The sequence below is a fragment of the Kitasatospora sp. NPDC047058 genome, from assembly GCF_040643935.1.
Taxonomy (GTDB): domain Bacteria; phylum Actinomycetota; class Actinomycetes; order Streptomycetales; family Streptomycetaceae; genus Kitasatospora.
Map to the genome: position 1 here is coordinate 1 of NZ_JBEYVJ010000833.1, position 1,528 is coordinate 1,528.

General features: G+C 74.3%; 2 protein-coding genes and 2 pseudogenes. All 4 read left to right on the forward strand.

The annotated features are described in order from the left end of the window. Positions 1–377, forward strand: a pseudogene (locus ABZ885_RS40885) (reductase); the annotation flags it as partial. Positions 378–536: 159 nt separating this feature from the next. Further along, the gene (locus ABZ885_RS40890) at positions 537–842 is read left to right on the forward strand and encodes a GNAT family N-acetyltransferase (protein ID WP_360200249.1); all 306 of its coding nucleotides are present in this window, start codon (positions 537–539) and stop codon (positions 840–842) included. Then, positions 839–1,318 carry an OsmC family protein gene (locus ABZ885_RS40895; protein ID WP_360200251.1) on the forward strand — a complete coding sequence of 160 codons (480 nt, stop codon included), beginning with the start codon at positions 839–841 and terminating at the stop codon, positions 1,316–1,318. Before ABZ885_RS40890 ends, ABZ885_RS40895 begins: the two co-directional genes overlap by 4 nt. Further along, positions 1,311–1,528: pseudogene (locus tag ABZ885_RS40900) on the forward strand (pirin family protein); the annotation flags it as partial. The gene ABZ885_RS40895 and the pseudogene ABZ885_RS40900, both read left to right, overlap by 8 nt.

Consider the following 1,528-nt stretch of genomic DNA (forward strand, 5'->3'; position numbering starts at 1 on the left):
CCCGGCTTGCCCCGGCCCTGTGCTACTTCGGCTGCGACGCCCCGGACGCGGACTTCCTGCACGCCGAGGAACTGCGCCGCGCCGAGCAGGACGGGGCGGTCTCGCTGCGCCCGGCCTTCAGCGAGGCCCCCGAGCAGGGCCGCCGCTTCGTCCAGGACCGGATCGCCGCGGAGGCGGACGAGGTGTGGTCGCTGCTGGAGGCCGGCGCCGAGGTCTACGTCTGCGGCGACGGCGCCCGGATGGCACCCGGTGTCCGTGCCGCCTTCCGCGCCGTCCACCGGCGGCACACCCCCGGCGCCGGGCCCGGGGAGGCCGAGGCCTGGCTGGACCGGCTGGTCGCCGAGGGCCGCTACGTCGAGGACGTCTACGGCGGCTGACCGCCGGGCACGGGCGGGCGGCCGGACAGTCCGGCCGCCCGCCCTTCCGTCTGTCCGTGCCCTGACCCGCTGTGCCGCGTGATCCCCGGCGCCTCTTGATCCGCCTGTAGTTGAATGATAAATTAATTCCATGATCAGCACTCGCCCTCAGGAGGACCGATGACGACCGGCGTGACGGACAACCCCGAGCAGTCGCGGTACGAGATCACCGACGACGGCGAGCTCGCCGGCTTCGCCGAGTACCACCGGTACGAGGCCGAGATCGCCTTCATCCACACCGAGATCGACCCCCGGTTCGGCGGCCGCGGCCTCGCCGGGACGCTGGCCCGCGCCGCCCTGGACGACGCCCGGAAGCAGGGGCTGGCCGTGCTCCCGTACTGCCCGTTCATCCGCGGGTGGCTGACCAAACACCCCGACTACGTCGACCTGGTGCCCGAGGCCCAGCGCGCCCGGTTCGGCCTGTGAGCGCCGTCGCGGCGGGGGAGTCCCCCGAATCCGCCACCACCACGGCCGGGTACGTCCGGACGGCGGCCGCCGTCGCCACCAGCACGGGCGACGACTACCGCATCGACATCCACTCCGGCCGGCACCGGCTGTCCGCCGACGAGCCGGAGTCCGCCGGCGGCGCCGACACCGCCACCACCCCCGTCGGCCTGCTGCTCTCCGCGCTCGGCTCCTGCACCGCGATCACCCTGCGGATGTACGCGCAGCGCAAGGACTGGCCGCTGAAGACCGTCCGGGTGCACCTCGGCTACGAGAAGGGCCCCGAGAAGGCGGTCCGCATCACCCGCCGCATCGACCTGGTCGGCGACCTCGACGACACCCAGCGCGCCCGGCTGCTGGACATCGCCGAGCGGACCCCCGTCACCCGCGCGGTCTCCGCCGGGACGCCCGTCGTCCCGGCCGCCCCGACCCCAGGAAGCAGGCCGACCCATGGCTGAGCCCGACCTCCGCACCCTCGCCCCGGCCGCCCCCGCAGGCCCCGTCCGCGAACTGCTGGCACCGCGCGCGACCGCGCTCGGCGGCAGCACGGTGGTCCACCGGTTGTTGCCGAATCTGGGGCGTCGGATGGTGGGGGCGTGGTGTTTCGTGGACCACTACGGTCCGGACGACATCGCGGACGAGCCGGGCATGCAGGTCCCGCCGCATCC

Coding starts and splice junctions, on each gene's coding strand:
- ABZ885_RS40890 (WP_360200249.1), top strand. CDS start 537: ATGACGACCGGCGTGACGGACAACCCCGAGCAGTCGCGGTACGAGATC.